22 protein-coding genes are annotated in these 25,027 nt (G+C 70.0%); 10 read left to right on the forward strand and 12 right to left on the reverse strand.

Features of this window, described 5'->3' with window-relative positions; genetic code table 11:
- Positions 1-30: 30 nt before the first annotated feature.
- The 5 genes from ACM14_RS27790 to ACM14_RS27810 all read right to left on the reverse strand — a co-directional run bounded on the left by ACM14_RS27790 (position 31) and on the right by ACM14_RS27810 (position 5,562).
- Complete coding sequence (locus tag ACM14_RS27790; protein WP_043821532.1) at positions 31-1,377, reverse strand: MFS transporter; 1,347 nt, start codon at positions 1,375-1,377, stop codon at positions 31-33.
- A gap of 37 nt (positions 1,378-1,414) precedes the next feature.
- Positions 1,415-2,734 (reverse strand): MFS transporter, encoded by a 1,320-nt coding sequence (locus ACM14_RS27795; RefSeq protein ID WP_065347939.1) that lies wholly within the window; start codon positions 2,732-2,734, stop codon positions 1,415-1,417.
- A gap of 121 nt (positions 2,735-2,855) precedes the next feature.
- Entirely contained in the window at positions 2,856-3,734 is an 879-nt protein-coding gene (locus ACM14_RS27800) for an SMP-30/gluconolactonase/LRE family protein (RefSeq protein ID WP_065347940.1), read from the reverse strand.
- 46 nt (positions 3,735-3,780) lie between these two features.
- A complete protein-coding gene (locus tag ACM14_RS27805; RefSeq protein WP_065347941.1) occupies positions 3,781-4,713 on the reverse strand; it encodes a 3-keto-5-aminohexanoate cleavage protein in 933 nt (310 codons plus the stop codon).
- A 54-nt stretch (positions 4,714-4,767) separates the two neighbouring features.
- Complete coding sequence (locus ACM14_RS27810) at positions 4,768-5,562, reverse strand: SDR family oxidoreductase (protein ID WP_065347942.1); 795 nt, start codon at positions 5,560-5,562, stop codon at positions 4,768-4,770.
- Between the two features lie 138 nt (positions 5,563-5,700).
- Here ACM14_RS27810 and ACM14_RS27815 point away from each other — a divergent pair, with 138 nt between their 5' ends.
- The 6 genes from ACM14_RS27815 (at position 5,701) to ACM14_RS27840 (ending at position 12,491) form a co-directional block, all read left to right on the forward strand.
- Positions 5,701-6,444 (forward strand): GntR family transcriptional regulator, encoded by a 744-nt coding sequence (locus ACM14_RS27815; protein WP_065347943.1) that lies wholly within the window; start codon positions 5,701-5,703, stop codon positions 6,442-6,444.
- Between the two features lie 12 nt (positions 6,445-6,456).
- A complete protein-coding gene (locus ACM14_RS27820) occupies positions 6,457-7,374 on the forward strand; it encodes a pseudouridine synthase (RefSeq protein ID WP_065347944.1) in 918 nt (305 codons plus the stop codon).
- Positions 7,375-7,479: 105 nt separating this feature from the next.
- Positions 7,480-8,028 (forward strand): TetR/AcrR family transcriptional regulator, encoded by a 549-nt coding sequence (locus tag ACM14_RS27825; protein WP_034394679.1) that lies wholly within the window; start codon positions 7,480-7,482, stop codon positions 8,026-8,028.
- A gap of 1 nt (position 8,029) precedes the next feature.
- Positions 8,030-9,805 carry an MFS transporter gene (locus ACM14_RS27830; protein ID WP_012206052.1) on the forward strand — a complete coding sequence of 592 codons (1,776 nt, stop codon included), beginning with the start codon at positions 8,030-8,032 and terminating at the stop codon, positions 9,803-9,805.
- A gap of 29 nt (positions 9,806-9,834) precedes the next feature.
- Positions 9,835-11,040 carry an HlyD family secretion protein gene (locus ACM14_RS27835; protein WP_065347945.1) on the forward strand — a complete coding sequence of 402 codons (1,206 nt, stop codon included), beginning with the start codon at positions 9,835-9,837 and terminating at the stop codon, positions 11,038-11,040.
- A complete protein-coding gene (locus ACM14_RS27840; protein WP_065347946.1) occupies positions 11,037-12,491 on the forward strand; it encodes an efflux transporter outer membrane subunit in 1,455 nt (484 codons plus the stop codon). The genes ACM14_RS27835 and ACM14_RS27840 overlap by 4 nt, the downstream gene beginning before the upstream one ends.
- Here the strand turns inward: ACM14_RS27840 and ACM14_RS27845 are convergent, their stop codons facing one another.
- The 3 genes from ACM14_RS27845 to dsrO all read right to left on the reverse strand — a co-directional run bounded on the left by ACM14_RS27845 (position 12,492) and on the right by dsrO (position 17,676).
- Positions 12,492-15,692, reverse strand: coding sequence for a tetrathionate reductase subunit A (locus tag ACM14_RS27845; protein ID WP_065347947.1), 3,201 nt, complete (start codon positions 15,690-15,692; stop codon positions 12,492-12,494).
- A gap of 78 nt (positions 15,693-15,770) precedes the next feature.
- A complete protein-coding gene (nrfD, locus tag ACM14_RS27850; RefSeq protein WP_065347948.1) occupies positions 15,771-16,814 on the reverse strand; it encodes an NrfD/PsrC family molybdoenzyme membrane anchor subunit in 1,044 nt (347 codons plus the stop codon).
- Positions 16,815-16,830: 16 nt separating this feature from the next.
- Complete coding sequence (dsrO, locus tag ACM14_RS27855) at positions 16,831-17,676, reverse strand: sulfate reduction electron transfer complex DsrMKJOP subunit DsrO (protein WP_065347953.1); 846 nt, start codon at positions 17,674-17,676, stop codon at positions 16,831-16,833.
- A 366-nt stretch (positions 17,677-18,042) separates the two neighbouring features.
- On the opposite strand from dsrO, the gene ACM14_RS27860 reads away from it, so the two are divergent.
- Entirely contained in the window at positions 18,043-18,507 is a 465-nt protein-coding gene (locus ACM14_RS27860) for a hypothetical protein (protein ID WP_012206046.1), read from the forward strand.
- Here the strand turns inward: ACM14_RS27860 and ACM14_RS27865 are convergent.
- From ACM14_RS27865 to ACM14_RS27880, 4 genes are all read right to left on the reverse strand, one after another.
- On the reverse strand, positions 18,492-18,893 hold the full coding sequence (locus ACM14_RS27865; RefSeq protein WP_065347949.1) for a hypothetical protein: 402 nt from the start codon (positions 18,891-18,893) through the stop codon (positions 18,492-18,494). The two genes, ACM14_RS27860 and ACM14_RS27865, sit on opposite strands and share 16 nt — an antisense overlap.
- Before the next feature lie 11 nt (positions 18,894-18,904).
- Positions 18,905-19,711 (reverse strand): thiol:disulfide interchange protein DsbG, encoded by an 807-nt coding sequence (gene dsbG / locus ACM14_RS27870; protein ID WP_065347954.1) that lies wholly within the window; start codon positions 19,709-19,711, stop codon positions 18,905-18,907.
- Positions 19,708-20,706, reverse strand: coding sequence for a TlpA disulfide reductase family protein (locus tag ACM14_RS27875; RefSeq protein WP_065347950.1), 999 nt, complete (start codon positions 20,704-20,706; stop codon positions 19,708-19,710). Before ACM14_RS27875 ends, dsbG begins: the two co-directional genes overlap by 4 nt.
- An 84-nt stretch (positions 20,707-20,790) precedes the next feature.
- Positions 20,791-21,990 (reverse strand): MFS transporter, encoded by a 1,200-nt coding sequence (locus ACM14_RS27880; RefSeq protein WP_065347951.1) that lies wholly within the window; start codon positions 21,988-21,990, stop codon positions 20,791-20,793.
- 144 nt (positions 21,991-22,134) lie between these two features.
- Here ACM14_RS27880 and ACM14_RS27885 point away from each other — a divergent pair, with 144 nt between their 5' ends.
- From ACM14_RS27885 to ACM14_RS27895, 3 genes are all read left to right on the forward strand, one after another.
- On the forward strand, positions 22,135-22,722 hold the full coding sequence (locus tag ACM14_RS27885) for a TetR/AcrR family transcriptional regulator (protein ID WP_013802038.1): 588 nt from the start codon (positions 22,135-22,137) through the stop codon (positions 22,720-22,722).
- 150 nt (positions 22,723-22,872) lie between these two features.
- Positions 22,873-23,535 (forward strand): response regulator transcription factor, encoded by a 663-nt coding sequence (locus tag ACM14_RS27890; RefSeq protein WP_012206042.1) that lies wholly within the window; start codon positions 22,873-22,875, stop codon positions 23,533-23,535.
- Positions 23,532-25,027 (forward strand): ATP-binding protein (locus ACM14_RS27895; RefSeq protein ID WP_065347952.1); only part of this gene is annotated, 1,496 nt, incomplete at its 3' end. The genes ACM14_RS27890 and ACM14_RS27895, both read left to right, overlap by 4 nt.

Genomic DNA, 25,027 nt, shown 5'->3' on the forward strand with positions numbered 1-25,027 from the left:
GCGCGGCCCGCGGCGGGGAAGGCGCCGTCATCACGGCGTCTCCTGGCCCTGGCGCAGCCGGGTGGATGCCAGGGCGGCCACCACCAGCAGGCCCGCCATGATGAACAGGCCGTTGCGCGTGCTGCCCGTGGCCTGTTCGATCATCCCCATCACCGTGGGGCCGATGAAGCCACCCACCAGGCCGCAGGTATTGACCAGGGCTATGCCGCCCGCCAGCCCCGCGCCCGCCAGCCGCGAGGCGGGAAACAGGAAGACCACGGACTGCACCACGAAGAACATCAGCGCCGTCAGGCTGAAACCCAGCAGGCCCAGGGCTGGCGAGGCCTTGCCCGCCAGCGCGGCCACCAGCAGGCCGGCGGCCATGGTGGCCAGGCCCGCCAGCAGCATGCGCCGGCAGCGCTGCGGGTGGGTGGCAAAGCGCGGCAGCCAGGCCGCACCGATGGCCGCTGCAATCCAGGGCACGGAGTTGAGCGTGCCGATCTGCAGCGGCGAGAGCTGGCCGTAGGTGCCGATGATGCCCGGCAGGAAGAAGATCACCGTGTAGATGCTGATCTGGTGGCAGAAGTAGACAAGGATGGCCAGCCAGATCTGGCGGTCGCGCAGGCAGTCCCGGAGCGAGTGGCCCACCTGGCCGGCGCTGGCCTGCTGGTCCTGCTCGGCCTGCAGCCGTTGCAGTACCTCGCGCGATTCGGCGGCTGTCAGCCAGGGCGCGCTGGCCGGGCCGTCTGGCAGCTTCTTCCAGACCACCCAGGCCAGGGCCACGGCGGGCAGGCCCTCGATCACGAACATCCACTGCCAGCCGTGCCAGCCCAGGAAGCCGTCCATCTGCAGCAGCGCGCCGCCCACGGGGCCGCTGAGGATGTTGGCAATGCACACGCCCAGCAGGAAGTAGCCGATGGCGCGGGCCCGTTCCTCGCGGCCGAACCAGTAGGTCAGGTAGAGCATCACGCCGGGGAACAGCCCCGCCTCGGCCGCGCCCAGCAGCACGCGCATCACGTAGAACGAGGTCTCTCCGGTGATGAAGGCCATGCCGGCCGACAGCAGGCCCCAGGTCACCATGATCCGTGTGATCCAGAACCGCGCGCCCACCCTGTGCATGACAAGGTTGCTTGGCACTTCCAGCAGGGCGTAGCTCAGGAAGAACAGCCCCGCGCCCAGGCCGTAGGCGGCCGCCGAGATGCCCAGGTCCACCTCGATGTGCGACTTGGCCAGCGCGATGTTGGTGCGGTCTATGAAGCTGATCACATAGGACAGCACCAGCAGCGGCATCAGCCTGCGGAAGATGCGGGCGTTGAGCAGCGACTGCCTGTCGCCGGCGGCAGGCTGCGGCCGTGCGGGCGGCGCGTGAACAGGGGAGGGCGATGGGTGATGGACCATGGCAAATCCTTGGAAAGATGGGTGGAGGAAAGCGGAGTCAGGCGGTGGCGGTGGAGGCGGCGTTGCCGCGCGTGCCCAGCTGCAGGGCCACGCCGCCCAGCGCGCAGCCGGCCATGACCAGGAAGCACAGGGCATAGCCGCCGGGGCTGGTCCAGCCGCCGCCCAGGGCGATCAGGCTGCCCATCAGCACGGGAGCGATGCCGCCACCCACGAACATGGCGGTGGTGATGATTCCGTTGGCCGTGGAGGTGGCTGCGGGCTGGGCGCAGTCCGAGGCCACCGCGTAGTAGATGGGCCAGACCGCATTGGCGACCAGGCCGAACAGCAGCTGCATCACCACGACCAGGGCCATGGTGTCGGCGAAGTAGAAGGCGCCCACGCTGGCGGCCATCCACAGGCCGCAGATCACCAGGGTGACGCGGCGCCCGATCACGTCCGACAGAGCCGGCCAGACCAGCTGGCCCACGATGCCGGTGAGCGTGAACACCACGCTCATGCCTGCCGATTCGGCCAGCGACAGGCCCATGATGTTGTAGAGGTAGGCGGGCAGCACCACGTTGATGCCCATGTAGACCACTTGCGTGAGCAGGGTGTTGCCAGCCGTCAGGGCGATGCTGCGGTTGGCCAGCGTGCTGCGCAGGGTGCGCCAGGCCTGGCCTTTTTCCACCTGCGCCGCCACGCTGGCCTGCGGCGGGGTCATGCCCCGGGCGGCGATGTCGGCATACAGCAGTTCCATCTTCTGCGGCGTGGAGTAGCGCGCCCAGAACCACATCAGCGGGATGGCGACGACCAGCGCGACAAAGAACACATAGCGCCAGTTCTCCTCGCCGAAGGCGTACAGCACAAAGCCGGCGACCAGGCCGCTGAGCATGGCGCCCACCGGATAGCCCGTGTGGTGGGCGCCCAGCGCGAAGCCGCGCCGCTCCACCGGCCACCACTCGGCGGTGTTGCTCACGCCCACGGGCTCGCCCCAGCCGGCGCCCAGGTTGACGCCGACGCGCAGCGCCACGAAGCCCCCCAGGCTGCCGCTCAGCGCCTTGAAGCCCGAGGCGAACGACAGCGCCGTATAGCCCAGCACCAGGGGCACCTGAAAGCGTGCGCGCTTCCAGCCCGCGCCGTAGCGGTCGCTCCAGATCGCCCCGGGAATGTCCAGTACGGCCAGGGCCAGCATCACGATGGTGGCCACCGTGCCCCATTCGTCGGCCGACAGGCCGAAGTGCCGGGAGATGGTCGGCCCCAGCCGCAGCACGATCTCGCGGTCGTAGGCATTCAGTACCCAGATCAGCCAGCAGACCAGCAGGGATACCCATGAATAGCGGTGGATCTGGCGCAGCGAAGCGCGCGGGGCCTGGGCCATGACAGTCTCCCGGGCACCAGCGGTGGGTGCCGTTTCATTGTTGTGTGGATGAAGGCGCCGCTTCGCGGGGCGGGCGGCGTTGCGGTGCGAAGGCTCCGGGCCTGCATGCCCGGCTCCGTGCTCAGGCGCCGAAGCGCTGCTCGGGCAGGCCACGCGCGCCCAGCCCCTTGACGGAGAACAGCGCGCCACGGGGCTGGCCGTCGCCCGGGAAACGCGGCAACGGCGGCTTGCCCATGGAGGTGACGTACAGCGTGTCGAGCCCGGGCCCGCCGAACATCACGCTGGTCACCTTGCGCACCGGCATCTCTATCACCCGGTCCACCCGGCCGTCCGGCGTGTAGCGCACCAGCTGGCCCGCGTACACCAGGGCCTGCCACAGGCAGCCTTCGGCATCGACCGTGGCCCCGTCGGCTGCGCCGCCACCGCTGGTGTCGACCGGGGCAAAGGTCCGGCGGCCGCTGGCATGGCCCGTGGCCGTGTCGTAGTCGTAGGCCCGGATCTCGCCGCTCCACGTGTCCGAGAAATAGAGCGTCGTGCCGTCCGGGCTCCAGCACGGGCCGTTCGAGCAGATGATGCCCTCGTCCAGCACATGCAGGCTCAGGTCCGTGTCCAGCCGGTACAGCCGCGCCGAAGGCTGCTCCTCCAGGGTGTCCATGGAGCCGAAGACGAAGCGGCCCTGCCGGTCCACCTTGCCGTCGTTGAGCCGGTTGCCGGGAAGGTGGGGCTCAGGGGCGACGACCAGCTCCAGCTCGCCGCTTTCCAGGTCCAGCGTGTGCACGCCGCCGTGCAGCGCCACCAGGGCCGAGCGGCCGTCGCGGCGCAGTGCCATGGAGCCAATCTTCTGGCCGACTTCCCAGGCGCGCAGTTCCCGCCCGTCGGCCGTGCAGCGGAAGATGCGGCCGTCGAAGCTGTCTATCCAGTACAGGCGCTGCTGCCCGACGTCCCACAGCGGGCCTTCGCCCAGCGTGGTCTTGAGGTCGGCGACGATATCGATCTGCATGGGAGTCTCCTGTTCGGTGGCATGGGGGCTGGCCCGGGAAGGCGATTCAGAAGGCCACGTTGGCCGCACCCTTGAGGCCCAGCATCCGGCGCGCCTCGTCAGGCGTGGCGACGTCGACATTCAGGGCCTCGAGCACGGTGCGGATGCGGCGCACCTGCTCGGCGCTGGAGGTGGCCAGCTGCCCCGGGCCTATCCACAGAGAGTCTTCCAGCCCCACGCGCACATGCGAGCCCATGGCCGCGCCCATGGTGGCCAGCGGCAGCTGGTTGCGCCCGGCGCCCAGGATGGACCACTGGTAGTTGCTGCCCAGCAGGCGGTCGGCCGTGCGCCGCATGTGCATCAGGTCCTCCGGGTGGCCGCCGATGCCGCCCAGGATGCCGAACACCGACTGCACGAACACGGGCCCCTGCACCAGCCCCCGGTCCACGAAATGCGCCAGGTTGTGCAGGTGGCTGATGTCGTAGCACTCGAACTCGAAGCGCGTGCCCTGGGCCTGGCCCAGCCGCAGGATGCCTTCGATATCGGCAAAGGTGTTCTTGAAGACCAGGTTGCGGCTGTTTTCCAGGTGCTCGCGCTCCCAGGCGTGCTCCAGGTTCGGGAAGCGCTCCAGCATGGGGAACAGGCCGAAGTTCATCGAGCCCATGTTCAGCGAGGCCAGCTCGGGCTGGAACTCGGTCACGGGCCGCATGCGCTCTGGCACCGTCATGTGCGGGCTGCCGCCCGTGGTGATGTTGACGATGGCATCGCACTCGGCACGGATCGTCTTGAGAAAGGGGCGGAACAGCTCAGGGTCCTGCGAGGGGCGCCCGTCGCGGGGATCGCGGGCATGCAGGTGCACGATGGCGGCGCCGGCCTCGGCGGCATCGATGGCGGCGCGGGCAATCTGCTCGGCCGTCACGGGCAGGTGGGGCGACATGCTGGGCGTGTGGATGGCGCCCGTGGGCGCGCAGGTGATGATGGCTTTGGTGCGGGTGGCCATGGAAGGTCCTTGCAAACGGTGAAAAGACGAGAGGAGGGGAGGAGGAGAGGGCGCTCAGCTCAGCGCCTGTGTCAGCCCATCGACGGCCAGCTCCTGGCCCGTGACATGGCCGGCCAGCGGGCTGGCGGCAAACACGGCCATGTTGGCAATGTCGCGCGCCGTGGCCATGCGGCCCAGCGCGGCCTGGTGCGTATAGCTGCGCGTGACGTCTTCCAGCGGCAGGCCGCGCGCCTGCGCCTTGGCGGCAATCACATCGCGGATGCGCGGGCCGTCCACGGCGCCCGGCAGGATGGCGTTCACCCGGATGCCGTCTGCGCCCAGCTCCAGCGCCAGCGACTTGGTCAGGCCGATCACGGCCCACTTGGACGCCGAATAGGCCGTGCGGCCCGGCATGCCCAGATGGCCTGCCGCCGAAGACAGGTTGACGATGGCCGCCTGCCGGCCCTCGCGTGCCGATTGCCGAAGCCGGGGCACGGCCAGCCGTGTGCACAGGAAGGCGCCGGTGATGTTCACATCCAGCGTGCGCTGCCAGTCGGCCAGGTCCAGCGTCTCCACCGCGCCCGTGGGGCCGGCCACCCCGGCGTTGTTGACGAGGACGTCAAGGCCGCCCAACTCGTTGTCCACGGCCTTGAACAGGGCCTGCACCTGCAAGGCATCCGACACATCGGCAAGACGGCCGCTGGCGCCGGGCAGGGCGGCAGCCAGCGCATCCAGGCTGGTCTGGGCCACGTCACAGACCATGACGCGCGCGCCGGCCTCGGCAAAGGCGCGGCTGATTTCCAGGCCGATTCCGGCGGCGCCCGCCGTCACCAGGACGCGCTGGCCGGCCAGAAGATCGTTTTTCCACATGCGGGGACTCCTTGGGATCTCAAACAAAGGTGAAAGGGATTCGGGTTGGGTTTGGATTTTGTATCTGTGATCACAGATCAAATATGGTGAATACCCTATGCGGCATGACAGCGGCGGCGCCGCGCTACCATCGCCGCCATGGCCATCAACGAACTAGTCACCCCACTCAAACGGCAGACCCTCAGCAGCGATGTCTATGCACAGCTCAGGGAATTGCTGATCACGGGCCAGATGATTCCGGGCGAGCAGATATCGCTGCGCACCACGGCCAGCGCGCTGGGCGTCAGCGTCATGCCCGTGCGCGAGGCCGTGCACCGGCTGGTGGCCGAGCAGGCGCTGGAACTCACGCCCAACCGCGCGCTGCGCGTGCCCTTGATGACGGAAAGCGCCTTCCGCGAGATCACGCGCATCCGCGTCAACCTCGAAGGCCTGGCCACGGAGCAGGCGGCCCTGCAACTGCCGGCCGCCGAGCTGGAGCGCATCGCCGCCCTGCAGGACCGCTTTGCGGCCGAGATGGCCAGCGCCTCGCCGGACGGCGCGCGGCTCATCGCCTTCAACAAGGATTTCCACTTCGCCGTCTACAGCGCGGCCGGCATGCCCATGCTGCTGCAGATGATCGAGGCGCTGTGGCTGCGCATAGGCCCCATCCTCAACCACGACATGCGCTCGGGCTCGCGCCGCGTGAGCGAACAGGTGGCGGTCGGCCACCATGCGCGCCTGGTCGAGGCCCTGCGGCGCGGTGATGCGCCAGCCGCGAAGGAGGCGCTGCGCGGCGACATCGAAAGCGCGGCCGACTACATCGTGTCGGCGGGCGTGCTGGTGACGGCGGACGGTGCCGCGGGCGGTGGGGATGACGGCGCGCCGGAAGTCCTGCGCCGCTAGAATCGCCGCCCCATGCACAACGCCCACGACCCCAAGGTTCTTCCCATACGCGACGGCGTCAGCCCCAGCTGCGTGGTGCTGCCCAGCCAGGGCGGCGGGTTGCTGATCGATTTTCTGGCCGAGCGCCTGCCGGCCGTGGCGCGCGAAGACTGGCTGCGGCGCCTGGCGCTGCGCGAGGTGGTGGACGAGCATGGCCGCGCCGCCGATGCAGGCACGGCCTTTGCGCCGGGCCTGCGCTACTACTACTACCGCGAGCTGCAGGCCGAGCCGCCCATTCCCTTCGAGGCCGAGGTTCTCCACCGCGACGCGCATCTGCTGGTGGCCGACAAGCCGCATTTCCTGCCCGTGGTGCCGGCCGGCAAGTACCTGCAGCAGACGCTGCTGGTGCGGCTCAAGCGCGAATTCGACCTGCCCGAGCTGTCGCCCATCCACCGCATCGACCGCGACACGGCGGGGCTGGTGGTGTTTTCGGTGCAGCGCGCCACACGCGGCATCTACCAGGCGCTGTTCCGCGACCGCGCCATCCACAAGACTTACGAGGCCGTCGCGCCCTGGCGCGAGGACGTGGTTTTCCCGCGCACGCATGAAAGCCGCATGGAGGAAAGCGGCCATTTCTTTCGCATGCACGAGGTGGCCGGCGCGCCCAACACCCGCACCCACATGCAGGTGCTGGAGCAGCACGGCCGCTGGGCGCGCTACCGGCTGGAGCCCGAAAGCGGCAAGCGCCACCAGCTGCGCGTGCACATGGCCGCCCTGGGCCTGCCGCTGTGGGGCGACGGCTTCTATCCCGAAGTGCATGACATGCCCGAGGGCGACTACTCGCGCCCGCTGCAGCTGCTGGCGCGCAGCCTGGCCTTCACCGATCCTCTGGACGGCCAGTCGCGGCGCTTTGACAGCCGTCGCCAGCTGCTGCCGCTGACCGACCTGTAGAGGCTTTTCCACTGCCGGAAACCGTTGGTTTTTTGCCCATGGCCGCGCCATGGGATAGGCCGGTTGCGGACATTTAACGGACAACTTTGTCCGATAATTATCCGCATGACTTCCAAAAGACCCAGTGCCGATATCCGCCGCGCCCAGTTGCTGGACGCGGCCGATGCCGTGTTTTCCGAGCACGGCGTGACCGCGCCGCTGGACCTGGTGGTCGAGCGCGCCGAAGTCGGCCGCGCCACGCTGTACCGGCAGTTTCCTGACCGGCGTGCGCTGATGCTGGCGCTGCTGGAGCGTTCGCTGGACAACATGCGCAGCGCGGCCGAGGCCATGGCCGAGGACGACGATGCCTTCTACAAGCTGCTGTCGCGCCTGGCCGAGCGCATTGCGGTCTCGGCCCCCATCACCGATTACTGGCGCACGGTGGAGCGCGGCGACGAGGTCATCGCCCAGGCCCGCGTTGCCATGTGGCAGATCTTTCGGCCGGCCATGGACCGGGCCGTGGCCTGCGGCCATTGCCGCCAGCCGCTGACGCAGGCCGAGCTGTCCCTGGTCTTCGGCATGCTGGGCGCCTCGCTGCGCGGCGAGACGCCGCAGCAGCGGCGCACGCTGGCGCGCAAGGCGCTGCAGATCGTCTGGCAAGGCCTGAAGGCCTGACATGGCCACCACACCCACTCCACCGGGGCCCGTGCTGCCCCCGTCGCCCCCCGTCGTCTACCTCAAGCCCCCGCCGGACTGGGAAGAGCATGAAAAGCCCAGCCTGCCGGGCTCGCCGTCCATGCCGCTGCACCAGCCGGCCGTGCGCGCCGCCTATGGCCTGATCGCCGTGCTGGTGGCGTTGACGGGCGGCCTGGGCAATGCACTGTTCACGGCCAACCTGCCCACCATCCAGGGCCAGATGGGACTGACGTCTTCCGAGGCCGCCTGGCTGACCGGCGCCTACGTCATGCTCAACATGACGGCCAACCTGCTGGTCTACAAATTCCGCCAGCAGTTCGGCATGCGGCTGTTCGCCGAGATCGGCCTGGGCCTGTATGCGCTGCTGACGCTGCTGCACCTGGTGCTGGGCAGCTACACCAGCCTGCTCATGCTGCGCGCGGCCAGCGGCCTGGCGGGCGCCACCTGCAGCACGCTGGGCACGCTCTACATGCTGCAGGCTGCGCCGCGCAAGCATGTGCTCAAGATGCTGGTGATCGGCGTGGGGCTGGGGCAGATCGCCACGCCGCTGGCCTGGATCCTGTCGCCGGGCCTGCTGTTCAACAGCGAGTGGCACAACCTCTACCTGTTCGAGGCCGGCCTGGCCCTGATCTCGTTCGCGGGCGTGGTGGTGCTCAAGCTGCCGCCGGGCGTGCACATCCGCAGCTTCGAGCGGCTGGACTTCCTGACCTTCTTCCTCATGGTGCCCGGCGTGGGTCTGCTGATCGCCGTGCTGGTGCAGGGCTACAACCACTGGTGGCTGGACACGCCCTGGCTGGCCTGGATGCTGATCGGCTCCATCGTCCTGCTGAGCGTGGCGCTGTACATCGAGCACCACCGCCGCAACCCCATGCTGCAGACGCGCTGGTTCGTGCTGGCGCCCACGGTGCGCTTCGTGATCGGTGCGCTGCTGCTGCGCTTTCTGACCACCGAGCAGACCTATGGCGTGATCGGCATGCAGCGCATGCTGGGCATGACGGTGGACCAGATGCAGCCGCTGTTCATCGTCATCCTGCTGGGCACCATCGCGGGCATTGCCGTGTCGGCGCTGACCTTCGGGCTGGAGAACATGGGCAAGCAGATCGTGGGCTCCATCGTGCTGTTCGCGCTGGCGGCCTGGCTGGACCACAGCCGCACCAGCCTGGCCCGGCCCGAGGACTTCTTCGGCAGCCAGTTCCTCATGGCCGTGGGCGCGGGCCTGTTCATGGGGCCGCTGATGCTGATCGGCGTGGTGCAGGGCCTGAAGTTCGGCGCGCACTACATGCTGACGGCCATCGTCACCATCTCCATGACGCAGGCCATGGGCGCGCTCATGGGCTCGGCCCTGCTGAGCACCTACCAGATGCACCGCGAGCAGGTGTATTCGGCCGCCATCGTGGCCGACGTCGATCCCACCGACCCCATCGTGGCAGACCGCCTGCGTCTGCAGCAGCAAAGCCTGGCCCGCGTCATTGCCGACCCGGCCCTGCGTGCGGCCCAGGGCACGGCCCAGCTGGCGCAGGCCGCACGCCGCGAGGCCAATGTGCGCGCCTACAACGACGTGTTCGCGCTCACGGCCGGCGTGGCCGTGCTCTACCTGCTGTGGATGCTGGCCCTGGCCGGCCGCGCACGCCAGCGCGCCTTCGTGGAGCGCATGCGCGCCGCCGCTGCCGATGCCTCGGCCATGCGCGGCACCGATGCCGCCGCGCCGCAGGACGCGCCGGGCCAGCCACCCACCCAACCCGTCGCCCGCGCCTGAAACCGTTCGCCCAGAGAAAAGACAACAACATGAGTGACTCCGAAAATTCCAATGGCGGCACGGCCGCCTCTGCCTCGCCTGCGCCGGCTCCCGCTGCGGCGCCTTCGCCTTCACCTTCACCTTCGCCATCGCCCAAGCTCATCAAACCCTCGCTGCGCAGCGTGCTGGTGATGCTGGTGGTCGCACTGGCCGGCGTGCTGCTGGTGCTGCGTGCGTGGAACCTGTTCCCCTTCGCGGGCACCGTGGTCAGCACCGACAACGCCTATGTGCGCGGCGCCGTCACCGTGCTCGCGCCCCAGGTCAGCGGCTATGTGACCGAGGTGCTGGTGCAGGACTACGAGAACGTCAAGGCCGGCCAGCCCCTGGTGCGCATCGACGCACGCACCTACGAAGCCGCCCAGGCCCAGGCGCAGGCCCAGCTGGCCAATGCCCGCGCACAGCTGGCCAATGCCGACCAGACCCAGGCCCAGAACCGCGCCACGCTGGGCGCCAGCCGCGCCGGCCTGGCGGCGGCGCAGGCCGAATCCGACCGCGCCGCAGCCGAACTGCAGCGCGTGCAGGCGCTGTCCGAGCGCGGCTCCGTCTCGCTCAACGAGCGCGACAAGGTGCGTGCCACCGCGCGCCTGGCGGCCACCAACGTGGCCAAGGCCCAGGCCGACATCGAGATCAACGCCCAGAAGATCAAGGCGACGACGGTGAACCGCGCCTCGCTCGAAGCCCAGGTCCAGATGGCCGAGGCTCAGCTGCGCCAGGCCCAGATCAACCTGGACAACACCGTGGTGCACGCGCCCGGCGATGGCCAGGTCAGCGAGGTGGGTGTGCGCCGGGGCCAGTACGTCACGGCCGGCTCCCAGCTCATGTACGTGGTGCCGCACACGCTGTGGGTGGTGGCCAACTTCAAGGAGACCCAGACCGCCCAGGTGCGCATAGGCCAGGCAGTGCGCTTCAGCGTCGATGCGCTGGGCGGCGCCCACCTCACGGGCCGCGTGCTGGAGATCGCGCCGGCCACGGGCTCGGAATTCAGCGTGCTCAAGGCCGACAACGCCACGGGCAACTTCACCAAGGTGGTGCAGCGCCTGCCGGTCAAGATTGCAATCGATCCCGACCAGGAGCTGGCCGCGCGGCTGCGCGCGGGCATGTCGGTGGTGGTGCGGCTGGATACGGCGCAGCCTGAGCCCCAACCCGCACAGCAACCCGCACAGCAGCCCGCACCCCAACCGGAGGCCCGCCCATGACCGCCCGCGCACTGGCCATGGCCATCGCCTGCGCCGCCGCGCTGGCCGGCTGCAGCGTGCCGCCGCTGAGCATCGCGCCTGAAGCGGCCCGGCCCGCCATGCCCGCCCAGTGGAGCGGGGCAGGGCAGGAGCCGGCCGCCGCCGTCCAGGCATCGTGGTGGCAGGCCTTTGGCGATCCGCTGCTCACGCGCTGGGTGGAACTGGCCCAGTCCCGCAACAACGATGTGCTGCTGGCCCTGTCGCGCGTGGATGAGGCGCGGGCCAATCTGGACGTGGCAGGCGCTGCGAGCCTGCCCCAGCTCTCGGCCACGGCCGGCGCCTCCACGGGCCGCAGCCTGGGCGCGCGGGGCCTGGCGCACACGCGCTCGGTTCAGCCCGGCCTGCAGGCCAGCTGGGAGCCTGATCTGTGGGGCCGCATCGCCCACCTGGAAAAGGCCGCCGCCCTGCGCCTGCAGGCCAGCGAGGCCGACCGCGACGCCGTGGCCCTGGCCGTGGCCGCCACCACGGCCCAGGCCTATGTGGGCCTGCGCTCGCTGCAATCGCAGCTGCAAGTGGCCCAGGCCACGGCCCGCTCGCGCGAACAGGCCCTGCGCCTGGCTGACGATCAGGCGCGCGTGGGCTACACCTCGCAGCTACAGCTCACCCAGGCGCAGGCCGAGCTGCAATCCGTGCAGCAGGCCGTGGAGCAGCTGGAGCTGTCGCTGGCGCGCCAGCGCACGGCGCTCCTGCTGCTGGCCGGCGGCGAGGGTGACGAGCAGGCAGCCGCGCTCATGGCAACAACCGACGGCCAGTCCGCTGCGCTGGGCGCACCGCCGCCTGCGCCGGCCGCCGGCCTGCCTTCGGCCTTGCTGCAGCGCCGCCCCGACATTGCACGGGCGCAGCTGCAACTGGCGGCCGCCGACGAAAGCCTGGCCGTGCAGCGCACTGCCTTCCTGCCCCAGGTCTCGCTGACGGCCAGCGCCGGCAGCATGCTGGTCAACGCCCTGCAATACCACCCGGCCACGGTCTGGGCCCTGGGCGGCAGCGTGCTGGCGCCGCTGTTCACGGGCGGCCGGCTGCAAGGGCAGTTCGACGCCGTGACCGCCCAGCGCGACCAGGCCGCCTATGCCTATCGGGGCGTGGTGATTAAGGCCCTGGCCGATGTGGAAAACGCCCTGGTCGGCACCCGGCGCCTGCAGTCGCAGTGGCAGCACGCCAGCGAGCGCGAGGCCGTGCTGCAGCGCTCCCTGGGCTTTGCCAAGGACCGCTACGAGGCCGGCTACGCCAGCTACCTGGAAGAGCTGGACGCCCAGCGCAATCTCTTCCAGGCGCAGCAGGAGGTGATACGCCTGCGCCAGAGCCAGCTGGAAAACGCCATTGCGCTGTACCAGGCGCTGGGCGGCGGCTGGCAGGCCGCCACCACACCAGTCGCTGCAACCGTCACTGCACCTGTCGCCAGCCCCGCCCGCTGATCAGACCTTCTCGATGCGCGCAGGCAGGCCCTGGCGCACCGTGGCGCCGGACACCCAGTCCACCCACACGTTTTTGCAGCCGGGCCGCGTGGGATCGGCAAAGCCCAGGTCGTTGAGGTTCACGCCATTGGCATGCTCGGCGTTCACCGGCATGGGCTGGCCGTCGATGCTGTGGCGGCCTGCGCCCAGTTCGCGGTGGCCGTAGCCGTGCTCGATGGCCACGGTCCCCAGCATCACGCCGTCGCGCACCATGGCCACGGCCGTCACCGCGCCGCCCGGCGTGCGGATGCGCACCGTGTCACCGTTGGCGATGCCCAGCCGCTCGGCGTCATCGCGGTGCAGGGACACCGGGTTGTGCGGATGCACCTGGCGCAGCCGCGAGACGGCAATCGACATGGAACTCATCAGGTTGGACTTGTACGAGGTCAGCAGCAGCGGCCATTGCTGCTCGCCGAAATGCGTGCGCATGGGGCTGCCGTCGGCCAGCCGCGCCGGATACCAGGTGGGGCAGCCGCTGTAGCGCTCGCCCGTCATGGCGTGGCGCATGCGGGCCAGCTCCTCGCTCCACACTTGCAGGGCAGGCGCGTGGGCCTTGCGGGTGTGGCCGTCCTTCCAGGCGTCCTCGATGCGGTCGAAGCGCCCGCCGCGCGTCAGCAGCATGGCCACCTGGCGCCATTCATCGTCCTTCAGGCGCTGGCGCAGCGCGGGCACCAGCCTGTCCACGCCGGTGATGGCGATGTCGTCATCACTGGCCGCCGGCACGGGCTTGCCGCCTGCCCAGGCCACGTTGGCCAGTGCATGGATGAAGAAGTCCTCGGCCGAGCGCAGCGCATGGGGCTGGCCCTGGGCGTCCTTGATGGCGGCCTCGCCAAAGCCCGGCAGGCCCAGCCGTTCTGCCACGGCGAAGAGGAAGCTCTCCACGTTCACGGGCTGGCCGCCGGCCGTGCGCGCCACGGCGGGCTGCACCACGGGCCAGCGCACGGTGGAGCTTTTGGCCACCACGTCGGCCCAGGGCGCCGAGATGCCCCAGCTCTCGTAGGTCACGGTATCGGGCACGATGAAATCGGCCAGCGCGCTGGTCTCGTTGATGAAGGGATCGATGGAGACGATCAGCGGCAGCTTCTTCGGGTCCTTGAGATCGTCCACCAGCGCGTTGCGAAAGCCCGCAATGCCGTAGACGGGGTTGCTCATGTGGTTGATCCAGGCCTTGGCGCGGTAGGGGTAGCCGGCCAGCGCGCTGGCCAGCATCTCGCTGGACAGGCCGCCCACGGCCGGGTACCACGGGGCCTGAGCGGCGGGGTAGTTCTTCGCGCCCTCGGGCTGGCCCTCGCGCTTGCGCTGGAATTCCGCGCTTTTCTCGTAGGGCTGGCGGTGGCGTGACAGCGCCAGGCCGCGCGGCTTGACCTTGCCGTCGAAGTTGGCGAAGTCGTAGCGCGGGCCGGGGCCGAAGGGGCCGAACGGGCCGGCATCCAGCACCAGGCCGCCCTGCACGTTGAGGTTGCCCACCAGGGTGTTGAGCATGCTGATGGCGTAGGCGGTGTAGAAGCCCGAGCCGCTCATGGTGCCGCCGTGCGCATCGGCCACGGCGCGCTTGCCATGGCTGGTGAACTCGCGCGCCAGCGCCTCGATCTCGCCGCGCGCCACGCCGCACAGCGCCGCGTACTCGTCCAGTGTCTTGAGGCTGGCCTGCTCATGCAGCTTGGCCAGCGAGGAGCAGACCGACAGCTCGGGGGCCTGGTCCGCGCCTTCGGCCTTCAGGCCGGGCACGGCCACGCGGGTGCGCACCATCAGCTGTGCAGGCTCGGCCTGGGTGTGCGGCGCCAGGCTGCCATCGGCACGCTGCACCACGAACACATCCTGGGCCGGTTTGCCGTCTTCGGCTGGCGCGGGCAGGGCCCAGCCCAGGTCGGCGCCGCGCAGAAAGCTGCCGTGGCGCGGGTGGCCGGGCTCGTTGACCAGCAGGTGCGTGGCATTGCTCCAGGACGCCTCGCCCGCCGCCTGCATGGCGGCCGGGCCGGGCTGGGCGAGAAAGCCCGTGTCATGGCGTGCCTCGTCCAGGATGACGCGGATCAGCGCCATGGCCAGGGCCAGGTCGCTGGCCGGCTTGACGGCCAGCCAGCGGTTGCCGCTGCCCGCAGCCAGGCTGGACGAGGTCGGCAGCACGGGCGAGACCACCACGTAGCGGAAACGGTTGTCCTCGCGCGAGCGGGCCTCGGCCAGTTCGCGGCCCTGGCGCTGGAAGGGGTTGCCGGACTGCGCGGGTGCCGCGCCGATGAACAGGCCGAAGCTGGCATGGCTCCAGTCCGGCTTGCCGTGCGGCATGCCGGGCAGGTCGCCCAGGGCCGCTGCCGCACCCACGCGAAAACTCTGGCCGCAGTAGGCGCCGTGGTTGCTGACGTTCACGGTGCCGAAGGACGGCCCCGCAAAGCGGCGCAGCAGCTGGGCGCGGCCTTCGTTGGAGGCGTCGGTCACCAGCAACTGGTTGGAGCGCGGGCCGAACTCGGGGTTGTCGGCGTCCAGCGGCGTCTTGGTGTCCCAGATGGCGCGCAGGCCCTCGACCTGGCCTTCGCCGAACAGATCGCCGCCCTCGCAGACTTCCTGCACCAGCTGCTCGAAGGAAATGCTCTGCCAGCGACCGCTGCCGCGCGGGCCCACGCGCTTGAGCGGGGTGAGTACGCGGTGCGGCGCGTTCTGGTGCTCCAGCATGGACGAGCCGCGCGCGCAGGACGTGGCCCGGCCCTCCAGGCCCAGCTCCTTGCCCAGTCTGGCGTAGACCTCGCGCACGGGTTCGTCCATGGCGGCCGGGCGCGTGGTGGCCAGCGGGTGGTAGGGGTTGCCTGCCACGCGCAGGATGCGGTTGCTGGCGGTATCGACACGCACGCGCACGCCGCACTGCGTCCAGCAGCCCAGGCAGCTGGAGGGGCTGACCACCTGGCCGGGCTGGGTGGCAAGCGCGCCCGTGGCCGGGTCGATGCGGAACTCCGGCGTCAGCGAATTGCCGCGCGTGGCGCTGGCCGTGGGCGTGCCCGAGGTGCCTGCAACCAGGCCCTTGGCACCACGTGCCAGCGTCTCGCCGTAGCCGGCCGCAAAGGCGGCCAGCCCGCCTGCGGTGAGGCCACCGCGCAGCAGCAGGCGGCGGCGGGCGGCCTCGGCATCCAGGGAATCTTCGGGAGCTTGGGGGAGTTTCTTCTTGTCGGTCATGAAAGGCTTTCTGTGGCGCGGCCGGCCGGTGGCGGGCCGCGCTCCGTGAATGGGTGAGGGGTCGTCAGGGCGGCGGTGTCAGAGGGCGCGGGCCGCGGCCGAGCGCGCGGGAAACAGCTCCAGCGCCCAGGTGGCCAGCGTCACCAGTGCAATGCACAGGCCGGCCACGCCCAACATGCCCAGCAGGCCGTCGCCGCCCAGCGGCATGTGGTAGATGTACAGGCCCGCGCCGTACTTGGGCACGCCTTGCACGCCCATGAACAGCGCCCAGCGGAAGGCCCAGGCCGCGGCGGCCAGGCCCAGCCCCAGGGCCAGCGTGTAGCGCGGGCAGGCCATGCGCTGCCCGCCCCGCACCAGGGCCCACAGCAAGGCGGCACCGGCCACGGCCGAGCCCAGCATGCTCAGGCGCCAGACGGGAAACTGCTGCCACAGCTGCAGCGCCGCCTGGAAGGAGCGGCCCTGGCCCAGCCAGCCGGCAACGGCCCAGACCGCCACCATGGCCAGCAGGCACAGCGCCAGCGCCAGGCCCAGCATGCGCAGGGCCTGCAGGGCGCCGGCATCGGGGCGGTGGCGGGCGGGCAGAAAGCGCGCCGTCACCAGCATGCAGCCCACCGTGGCCAGCCAGCCCGTGAGTGCCAGGTTCAGCGGCACCCACAGCGTGTTCCACAGCGGGCGCGAGCGCACGGCCATCAGCTCGGCGCCGGTATAGGCGGTGATGGTCAGCGCCGACACGGCCAGCAGCGGCGCCAGCCAGCGCAGCCACTGCGGCCGGCCCAGCCACCAGGCCAGCACGAAGGCCAGCGCCAGTCCCACGAAGGCTGGCAGCAGCAGGGCGCCCACCGACATCCACGACCACGGCGTGAAGTGCGCATAGAAATGCCAGAAGCGCGCAGGCTGGTGCAGGTCGGCCAGCAGCGACACGGGCGCCGCGATGGCGCTGACGGCCAGCACCAGCACGGCGGCCGGCAGCAGGCGCGCCATGGCGCTGCCGCGCGGCGCCCAGGCGCAGGCGGCGGCCAGCAGGGCGGCGCCCGTGGCAATGCCGGCCAGGAAGAAGTACTGCACGGCCCAGGGCAGCCAGGCCGATTCGTAGGCGGGGGTCAGGAGTTCGACGATGTGCATGGGGTGCTCCTTGCGTTCAGTGGGAAGTGACCAGCCGCACGCTGGCCTGCCCGTCCACGCCGTCGACGAAGGCGTCGGGCAATCCCAGGTAGTACACATGCGGGTCCGTGCCCATGGCGGGCTTGAGCACCTTGAGGTCCTTGGCGTGCTCGCGCATGCGCTGGCGGATCTCGCTGCCCTCGTCGTTGAGGTCGCCGATCACGCGGGCGCCGCCCACGCAGCTTTCCACGCAGGCCGGCAGCAGGCCGGCTTCCAGGCGGTGCTCGCAGAAGGTGCACTTGTCGGCGGTCTGCGTCTCGTGGTTGATGAAGCGTGCGTCATAGGGGCAGGCCTGCACGCAGTAGCCGCAGCCCACGCAGCGCTCGTTGTCCACCAGCACGATGCCGTCGCTGCGCTGGAATGTGGCCTGCACCGGGCAGACCGGGACGCAGGGCGGGTTGTCGCAGTGGTTGCACAGGCGCGGCAGGTTGAGCATGGCCGGCGGCAGGTCCTCGTTGCCCGCGTGCTGCACCTCGTACTGCAGCACCGTGGTGCGGAACTGGCCCAGCGGCGGCAGGTTCTCCATGGAGCAGCTCACTGTGCAGGCCTGGCAGCCTATGCAGCGGCGCAGGTCCACCAGCATGCCGTAGCGCCTGCCGGCCTCGCCGGGGCGGCGCGGCGGCTGGAAACCCGGGGTGCCGGGCGCGGCCGCCGCCACGGGCAGGGCCACGGCCGCCATGGCAGCGGCCAGCAGGTCCTGCAGGAAGCCGCGCTTGCCGGCGGCGGGCTGCGCATGGGAGAGGGTAGGGGCGGGGATGTCCTGGGAGGAGGGCTTGCAGCTGCAGTCGTTGCAGCCGCTGCCGGCGCGGGATGTTTTTGGCATGGCCTGTCTTTCATCGTCCTGCGGCCACGGATCGTGGTCGCTCAAACTCAATAAAGCATTAAAAATATGCTTTTTATATTGAATTTAATATATGAAATTCAGGGCCTTGGCGGCTTGATGTGAGTCAAGCAATGGGCTTTCCAAGTGCCTGCCGAGTGCCTGCCAAGTGCTTGCAAAGTGCCACCGACTGCCTGCCATGGACAGGCGCCCAAGGCAGTCCATAGCGTGTGGCGCAGGGATTAAGACGGGGTTAACAGGGTGACTGCATTCCTCGGGAATGCGGGGCGCGTATCGGAAATCACCCTCTTGTTTCCGTGCGCGGCCCCGGTCTACGCTGCTTGTGTCGCCACTGCCAAGGAGTTCTCCATGAACCATGCCCTGAACAGCCTTGCTTCGGAACTGGACCTTGCCGCCGAAGCCGGCGAGCACCTGAGGCTGCAATTCACACAGGCCTGCGTGGACCGCATCGCGCACCTGCTGGAAGACCCGGACGTCATCCGCTGCGCACAAGGCCTTCGCCGCTACCTGGACGGCCAGATAGACAGGCAGGAGCTGGACCGCCTGGCCCGCGAGGCGGCCAGCCTGGCCAACCACCACCAGGGATCACGCTCCCTCGACGGCTGCGGCCATGCCGCCGTGTCCGCCACCTATGCCACGGCCCATGGGCTGGCGGGCCGGGCGCTGCAGGCGGCCGACTATGCGGCCTACGCCATGGTCTATGGCGAGGGCGGCCACGGCGCCGTCACGGACCGCGAATCGTTCGAGCCTGAATACCAATGGCAGGCGCGCTGCCTGGCCTCGCTGGCGCAGGCCGCTCAGCAGCGCACGTAGCACCAGGCCGACTGCTGCAGCAGGGCCAGTGACTCGATGCCGCCCTGCGGCAGCACGCGCATGCCGGCAGGCGCCTCGCGGCCCAGCTTCCTGAGCGTGTTCGGGCAGACCAGCGCATGGGCCAGGGCGTCCGCATTCAGATGCTGCGGCGTGCCCGGCGCGGCGTCCAGCAGCGCCTCGACGGCCGGGCCGTTGATGACGATGCGGACCTCGGCACCGGGCCGGTCCTGGCGCAGGTTGGCCAGATTGCTGCGTGCACGGGCCAGGGCGCCGGGTGTGGGCGCATGCAGCACGATGCGCAGCGGCGGCGCATCCGGCCGGGCGGGGAACAGGTCGCTCCAGTCGTTGGAGGCGGTGGAAGCGGCGGGAGAACGGCTTGTGCTCATGGTCGTCCTCGTCATTTCCTGCCGCGCGTCCCCATGACCTCTTCCAGCAGGCCCGGCGGCAGGCCGGTGCGTACCTGCACCACTCCCTTGTCATCCTTCCAGACCAGGGCCGGCGTGGCACGCAGGCCCCAGGTGGACATCAGCGAGGCATGGCTGGCCAGCACCTGCCGCGTGGCCTGCGGCACCGGGGCCAGCGGCGTGGCGCCCGCGCCTTCTGCGCTGGCGCGGCCGGCCTTGGCATAGGCGCGTGCGTGCTCGGCCAGGGCCTGCTCGGGCTGGCGCGCGGTCAGCAAGGCGGCGGCCTTGCCCTCGCTGCTGGGCTTGAGGATGCCGACCAGAATGTGGCGCAACTGCACCTGGCCACTTTCCACCCAGGGCCGGGCATCGTTCCACAGCTGGTTGCAATAGGGGCAGTTGGGGTCGGTGAACACATAGACCGTGCGCGGCGCGTCGGCCCGGCCATCCGGTATGGACTGGGCGCGCTGCACATCGCTCCACAGCTGCTCGCCCATGGGCTTTTGCACGGCAGCCTGCAGGGCCTGGGCGTTCACGTCGCGGCCCTGGGCGTCGATCACCGTGCCCAGCACCCAGTGCTTGCCGTCAGGCATGCGGTAGATGGGCACGGGCTGGCGGTCGCGGTAGGCGGCCCAGGCCTTGAGTCCGCCCACGGCCGGCAGCGGTCCCACCAGGGTCAGTCCCTGCTGGGCCAGAAACTCCTCCGATGGCAGCTCGGACGCCGCGGCCGGCAGGGCCAAGGCTGTCGACAGGGCCAGGGCTCCTGCCAGTGCAGGCAGGGGTAACAGGGGGGAAGCGCTCATGAACATTCCTTCAGATGCTGGGCCAGGCTGGCGCGCGACAGCTCGCCCATGCGCATGCCGCACAGCCGGCCGTCGGCGCCATAGAAATAGGTGGAAGGCAGGCCCCGCTGGCGCCAGTGCCGGCCGGCCTGCTGCTGCGGGTCGAACAGCACCTGGGCCAGCGGTAGCGGGGCCGTCGCCTGCTCGCGCCGCAGGTAGCCCATCACGGCCTCGGCAGACTCGCCCTGGTTGATCCAGATGAAGCGCACATCGGGCCGCTGCTGCTGGGCCTGGGCCAGCACCGGCATCTCGCGCCGGCAGGGCGGGCACCAGGTGGCCCAGAGGTTGATCACCATGGGCTTGCCGTCGGCCTGCTGCAACTGCTGCAGCGAGACCGGCTGCGCCTGTCCGTTGACCAGGGTGAATGCCGGCAGGGCCGGTGCATCTGCGTAGGGCAGCGCCTGCAGCAGGCTGCCCAGCACCAGCAGGGCCGCCCCCGCGCCCAGCGCCAGCCCAGTGGCGCGGCGCAGCACCGGGGAGCGGCGGCTGCGCCACAGCATGTACAGCAGCGCGGCCAGCAGGCCGGCCCACAGGTTCCATCCCCCGTCGCGGATATCGACGACACGGCCTGCGAAGGCCGGCATTCCGCTCCAATCCCAGGGGGCCGGCGCGTACTCTGTCCACCACTGCGCGACATAGGCCAGGCGCGCCGCCAGCAGGCCGGCCAGGGTGCTTTGCCACAGCAGCGCATCCACGGCCTGGCCCGTGCGCCTTTCATTCCTGCGCGCCAGCCACTGCGCCAGCAGCCAGGCCAGCATAGCCACCACCACGCCCATCGGCAGGACCAGCGGGCCCAGCGCCAGGCTGGCAGGCAGGTGCAGCCAGGCGCCCAGCGCCGATAGCGCTGACGGCCCGCCAGGCTCTGCCGGTCCGGCAAGAACAGGCGAAGGCGCCAGCAGCAGGCCAGCAAGCAAGGGCAGGAAGGACGAAGGAAGAGGGGATGACCGGAGATGCATGGAAGGGAGTTTCAGCCATGCAGGCTGACAGGCCGTGGATGCTGGCAGCGGGGAATTAACGGGGGGTTAACGGCCTCATGGCCATCAGGCTGCGACCGGTCCATTTCGCCCAGCCAATCCCATGGCCGCAGACAGCAGCAAGGCCGCAGCGGCAAATCCGCCAGACAGCCAGAGCGTGGCGTGCAGCCCCCAGCCATCGACCAGTTGGCCGCCTGCCCATGAGCCCAGCGCAATACCGATGTTGAAGACGCCAACGTACAGCGCCGTGGCAATTTCCACGGCGCGTGGCGCAGCCTGCATCATCCAGGTCATCAGTCCCACCGATACGCCGCCGTAGGCCAGGCCCCAGACCAGCAGCACGGCGCCACCACCGGTTGGCGAGTCGCCCACGGACAGGAACAGCACAGGCGCCAGCAGAAGGCCCATGGCGATCGCCGCCAGACTCGGCACCGTGCGGCGCGCCGCGATGATGCCCGCCAGGAAGTTGCCCGCAATGCCCGTGATGCCGTAAGCCAGCAGCAGCGCGCTCATCCATTGCGCATCGAAACCCGACACCGTCAGCAGCAGCGGGCGCACGAAGGTGAAGGACATGAAATGCCCGGCCACCAGCAGCAGCGTCAGTGCCAGCCCCGCCTGCAGCCTGCGGTTGGCCAGCTGATGACTGAATTGGCGCAGGCTGGCCGAGCCTGTGGCAGGCAGGGCGGGGAGAACGGCCACGTGCAGCGCCAGCACCAGTGCGCTGAAGCCTGCCATGCCACCGAATGCCCAGCGCCATCCCGCGAAATCGCCGATCAGCGCGCCCAGCGGCACGCCCAGCACCGAGGCCGCCGCCACGCCGCCAAAGATGATGGAAGTTGCCAGGCCCATCGACGCCTGGGGTACCAGCCGTGCCGCCAGCCCGCCCGCGATTGCCCAGATGCCGCCCATGCAAAAGCCCACCAGGACGCGCGCGGCCAGCAGCCAGATCAGCGACGGCGCCAGCGCCGAGGCCAGGTTGGCCAGCACGAGCAGGGCCAGCAGTCCGCACAGGATGCGGCGCCGGTCCATGCCGCCCGCCGCCATCACCACCAGCGGCGCGAACAGCGCGGCCAGCAGCGCCGGCAGCGAGAGCATCAGGCCGGCCCTGCCCATGGAGGTGCCCAGGCTGCCGGCAATCGATGTGAGCAGGCCGACCGGCAGCATTTCCGTGGTCACCACGGAAAAGGTGGCCAGGCCCACGGCGGACACGGCCAGCCACGGGCGGCGCGCGGCGGGTTCGGGCCGCGTGGAGGAAGACGAATTCATGGTCCAGATCCCTTCAAACAGGTGGGGGGTGTTGCACCGCCGTCGCGGGACAGAGAAAATACATACGCTGCGTATGAATAGAATCCTATATACATACGCAGCGTATGTAAATAATCATGCACGCCGTATGTAAGGAGATTGGCCATGGTTCGCCGCACCCGCGCCGAGATGGAAGAAACCCGCGCCACGCTGCTGGCCACGGCCCGCAAGGCCTTTGGAGAGCAGGGCTACGCCGATGCCTCCATGGACGATCTCACCGCGCAGGTGGGCCTGACGCGGGGCGCGCTGTACCACCATTTCGGCGATAAGCAGGGCCTGCTGGCGGCCGTGGTCGAGCAGATCGATGCCGAGGTGGATGAACGCCTGAAGGCCATCACCGCCCATGCCCAGGATCCCTGGCAGGGCTTTCGCAGTCGCTGCCAGGCCTACCTGGAAATGGCGCTGGAGCCTGAAATCCAGCGCATCGTGCTGCGCGATGCGCGCGCGGCTTTGGGCGGTGCGCTGCCGCAATCGCAGCGCCACTGCATTGCGTCCATGCAGGCACTGATTGCGGACCTCATGGCGCAGGGCATCGTGGCCCGGGCCGATCCGCAGGCGCTGGCATCGCTGATCTACGGTAGCCTGGCCGAAGCGGCTTTCTGGATTGCCGAGGGCGAGGACGCCGACCTGCGGCTGGAGCGCGGCGCGGCGGCTCTGGACCTGCTGCTGGGCGGGCTGCTGGCCCGGCCCTGAGCGGGCCGCCTGGCCGCATTCTTGTGCACCCGCCTGCGAAATTCCGCACGCCGCCGCGCCAGCGCGGCAAATCTGCGATGCTCAGTCGCTTTTCGTTCCCGACTTGGATACAGACGGCGGGGCCTGGCGCCAGGCCCTGCGGACAACAACATGCATGTTCTCTTGGTGGAAGACAACGCGCTGGTGGCCAGCGGCGTGCGAGCCGGCCTGCAGCTGCAGGGCTTTGGCGTGGATACCGTGGCCTCGGCCGGGCAGGCGGATGCGGCCATCCGTTCCTCGCATTTCGATGCCTGCGTGCTGGACCTGGGCCTGCCGGACGAGGATGGCCTCTCGCTGCTGGCGCGCTGGCGCGGCCAGGGCCTGCAGGTGCCCGTGCTGGTGCTGACGGCGCGCGATGCCGTGTCACAGCGCATCGAAGGCCTGCAGACCGGCGCCGACGATTACCTGGTCAAGCCCTTTGACCTGCACGAACTGGCGGCGCGCCTGCATGCGCTGCTGCGCCGTGCGGCCGGCCGCAGCGTGGACTGGATCGAGCTGGGCGAGGTGCGCATCAACCCCGCTGCAGGTCACATCCAGCGCCAGGGCCGCACGGTGGAACTGTCGCGCCGCGAGTGGTCGCTGCTGCGCGCGCTGCTGCAGTCGCCGGGCCGCATCCTGAGCACCGAGCAACTGCGCGACAGCCTCTACGGCTACAGCCAGGACGTGGAGAGCAATGCTGTCAACGTGCATGTGCATCACCTGCGCCGCAAGCTGGGCCATGAGCTGGTGGAGACGGTGCGCGGCGAGGGCTATCGCCTGGGCCTGCACCCATGATGCGCAGCCTGCGCGTGCGCCTGCTGGCATGTCTGTGCCTGGCGCTGTGCACGCTGTGGGGCGGGGTGGCGGCCTGGATGTTCTCGGACATGCGCAACGAGCTGCGCACCGTGCTGGATGACCGGCTGATCGCCTCGGCGCGCATGGTGGCAGGCATCGTCCACCAGTTCCGGCCTGCCCGGGAGCTGCCGCAGGACTGGAGCCCCATGCTCAACGTGATCGCGCGCGACGGCGTGGCCTGCGAGGTCAGCCTGGTGCGCGGCGAGGTCCAGCCCGTGCGGCCCGAATCGGCCCTGCCGCAGGTGCTGGCCAAGACCGAGGGCAGTCCCGTGTTCCCGCAGAGCATGCCGCTGGGCTTCTCGACCATCATCAAGGGCGGCAAGCCCTGGCGCACCTATGTGCTGGAGGACCACGGCGTGCGCATCGCCACGGCCGACCGCATCGATGTGCGCGAGGGCCTGATCCACGGCTTTGCCTACACCATCGTCCTGCCCTTCGTGCTGGCGCTGCTGGCCAGCATGGGGCTGATGTGGTGGGCCGTGACCCAGGGCCTCAGGCCGCTGGAGGCCCTGCGGCGCGAACTGGCGCGCCGCCCGCCCGGCGACGACTCGCCCGTGGCCCAGGGCCTGCAGACGCGCGAGCTGGCGCCGCTGGTGGGCACGCTCAACCAGCTGCTGCACCGCGTGCGCGCCGCCATCGACCGCGAGCGCCGCTGGAGCGACGACGCCGCCCATGAGCTGCGCACGCCGCTGACCGCCATCAAGACCCATGTGCAGGTGGCGCAGATGGCGCTGGCGGCGCCCGGCATGCCTGCCGGCCTTCTGGCCGCGCCGCCCGGCTCCATGGCCCGCGATTCGCTGGCCCAGGCGGGCGAGGGCGTGGAGCACCTGCAGCACACGCTGGAGCAATTGCTGCTGCTGGCGCGGCTGGAGCAGCATGAACCTGGCACTGCCTCCGTGCTTGCCTGCGGCGATGCGCCTGCCGATGCGCTGCAGGCGCTGGACAAGGCCTGGCAACTGGCTGTGAATGCCGTGAGCGCCCAGGCCTCAGCGCCCGCGCTGCGCACATGGCTGGACAACGGCCAGCCCGTGCAGGACTGGCCGCTGGCCATCTCCGAGCCCCTGCTGGTCTCGGCCCTGCGCAATCTGCTGGAAAACGCCCTGCGCCATGCGCCGCAGCATCCCGTGGAACTGGCCGTGCGCCCCATTGGCGCCATGCCGGGCAAGACACAGCAGCCGGGCACAGGCTATGTGGAGTTCACCGTGGCCGACCACGGCCCGGGGCTCAGCGCCGAGGAATGCGAAGAGGCGACGCGCCGCTTCTGGCGCAAGCGTCCCCAGGAGCATGGCAGCGGCCTGGGACTGCCCATCGTGCAGCGCATCGCCGAATGCGCAGGCGGCTGCCTGCTGCTGCAGCCGCGCAGCCTGTGGCGGCCCGAGGAAGGCCAGGCCAGCGGCCTGGTCGCGCGCCTGTACCTGCCGCTGGCGGACGG

Source organism: Delftia sp. JD2 (genome assembly GCF_001682645.1).
Classification (GTDB): Bacteria; Pseudomonadota; Gammaproteobacteria; order Burkholderiales; family Burkholderiaceae_C; genus Comamonas; species Comamonas acidovorans.